This window comes from Microcoleus sp. OTE_8_concoct_300 (assembly GCF_031383065.1).
Taxonomy (GTDB): domain Bacteria; phylum Cyanobacteriota; class Cyanobacteriia; order Cyanobacteriales; family Microcoleaceae; genus Microcoleus.
This window is the reverse complement of record NZ_JANMZH010000384.1, coordinates 1-2409: the sequence shown is the minus strand read 5'-3', so window position 1 is coordinate 2409 and position 2409 is coordinate 1. Positions and strand designations below refer to the sequence as shown.

The window sequence follows — 2409 nt, the reverse complement described above, 5'->3', positions numbered from 1 at the left end:
CTAAAAAGACTCTGCAAAAGGTCTTTCTCATCCTGGTAGTTGTTGGGGCAATTATTGGGGGAATTCTATCTATAGGGGTGATTTCGCTGATGCAGAAGGCGGGACTGACAGATGTGCCGGCGCGGGTACAAAGTCCGAAGTAATCAAGTCCGAAGGATCTGTCGATGCTGAATGGACTGATTTTCTGGGATGAATGTTGAGAAACTATGATGTTTTGTATGGATGTTTTCAAAATAATTGATGCTTAAAAATTCTACGGCTGCGCCCGATCGCATTTCACAGCGACAGATTTCGGAAAAACTTGTCTCCTCAGGCTTTCACGCTCTTTCTGACCCCCTGCGGATTCAGATTTTGGAGTTGTTGCGAGAACAGGAGTTGTGCGTTTGCGAATTGTGCGATCGGCTGAGAGTCCCTCAGCCTAAACTCTCTTTCCACCTCAAAACCCTAAAAGAAGCCGATTTAGTTCGCAGCCGCCAAGAAGGCCGCTGGATCTACTACAGCCTCAATTTAGCTCAGTTTGTCGCCCTGGAACAATACCTCGCCGAGTACCGCCGCTTCAGCCAGATGCTGCCGGCGCGCCCTTGTTCTGACGCAGATTAACCCATCAACATTTCTTAATGTGTTTATTGCCTGTTTGTCTTCCCTCATACTTGACATATCAAAATTTCTTGATATGATTCAACAGTACCCTTAGTTATGGCATTGGGTAAGGTCAATGAACCCAGCAGAAAAGCCCAAGGTTTTCGCACTAAGTATAATTGCTCTGACCATAGGTGCGATCGGGTTCCTCAACTCCTGCGCTCAAGTCCAGTCGCAAGAATCGCAAAACATTAAAATTGACGGTTCCAGCACTGTTTATCCAATTACGGATGCGATAGCCAAGGAATATCAAAATACGCATCCCAAAAAAGCATCAATTACTGTTGAATTCTCCGGCACTGGTGGCGGGTTTAAAAAGTTTTGTGCTGGCGAAACTGACATCAGTAACGCCTCGCGACCCATCCGCCCAGAGGAAATGGAAGCCTGCAACAAAGCTGGTATCCGCTACTACGAATTACCTGTCGCATTTGACGCTCTCACAGTAGTAGTCAATTCCAAAAACGATTGGGCAAAAGACATTACTGTAGAGGAATTGAAAAAGATTTGGGAACCCGTCGCCCAAGGAAAAATTACTCGCTGGAATCAGATTCGACCCAATTGGCCGAATCGACCTCTCACCCTTTACGGTGCAGGCAAAGATTCCGGTACATTTGACTACTTCACAGAGGCAACAGTAGGTACTGCTAAAGCCAGTCGCACCGACTATACAGCTAGTGAAGACGATACAGTTTTAGTGCAAGGGGTTATTAAAGACGAAAATGCTTTGGGTTACTTTGGATTCTCCTATTACGAAGACAACCAAAGTAAATTGAAAGCTGTAGGTATTGACAGAGGCAAAGGAGCAGTGTTGCCCTCGCGCGAAACTGTAGAAAAAGCTCAGTATCAGCCCCTGGCACGACCTCTATTTATCTATGTCAACTACAACTCGGCTCAAAATAAAGTAGAACTACGCAACTTTGTAGAATTCTACATGAAGAAAGCTCCGACCTTAGTTAGTTCTGTGGGTTATATTCCTTTACCAAAAGAAGGCTATCAACTAATTTATCAGCACTTCTACAATGGCAAGGTGGGGACAGTTTTTGGTGGCAAAGCTCAGCTTGACTCGACAATTGGGGAGTTATTGCGACAGCAGGCAACTTTTTAGGTATCAGTGGGAACCTATCGACAGTGGTAGCTTGTTACCTGTTAATCTGCATTGCAACTATAATCCAACAACAAAGCTAAAGTTATCGATAGACTCAATGTTTAAGTCACTTTATAAGACCGCGATTGGCTTAGTTGCTGCCGAGTGGAGGAGAGAGGCGATCGCAGAATTCCTCGGTACATTTATTCTAGTTTTTGCAGGCACGGGCGCGGTGATGGTTAACCAAATTAGTCAGGGTGCTATTACTCATTTAGGCATCAGTTTTGTCTTTGGAGCTGTTGTAGCCGCGATGATTTATGCTACTGGTCATATTAGCAGCGCCCACCTGAATCCTGCTGTAACGTTAGCTTTCTGGGCTAGCGGCTTTTTTGCAAGCAAACGTGTTTTGCCTTATATTCTAGCGCAGTGTGCGGGCGCGATAGCAGCTTCCACACTGCTGCTAATTACTTTAGGAAAAGTGGCAAATCTCGGTGCAACTATCCCTCTCAATGGTAACTGGTTGCAGTCTCTAATTTTAGAAACTGTTCTGACCTTTATCTTAATGTTTGTTATCCTCGGTTCGGGATTAGATAGACGCGCTCACATCGGCTTTGCCGGGATAGCAATTGGGTTAACTGTAGGGTTAGAAGCGGCATTTATGGGGCCGATTACCGGAGCTAGCATGA

At 45.3% G+C, this 2409-nt stretch carries 3 protein-coding genes; all 3 read left to right on the top strand.

Annotated features, from left to right (window positions below; genetic code table 11):
- The first annotated feature begins 240 nt into the window (after window positions 1-240).
- Complete coding sequence (locus ACUVJL_RS17085) at window positions 241-600, top strand: ArsR/SmtB family transcription factor (protein WP_445246942.1); 360 nt, start codon at window positions 241-243, stop codon at window positions 598-600.
- A gap of 115 nt (window positions 601-715) precedes the next feature.
- Window positions 716-1744: a PstS family phosphate ABC transporter substrate-binding protein gene (locus ACUVJL_RS17080; protein WP_445246941.1), complete on the top strand. Its 1029-nt coding sequence runs from the start codon at window positions 716-718 to the stop codon at window positions 1742-1744.
- Window positions 1745-1841: 97 nt separating this feature from the next.
- The coding region (locus tag ACUVJL_RS17075; RefSeq protein ID WP_445246940.1) for an MIP/aquaporin family protein at window positions 1842-2409 on the top strand (568 nt) is incomplete at its 3' end.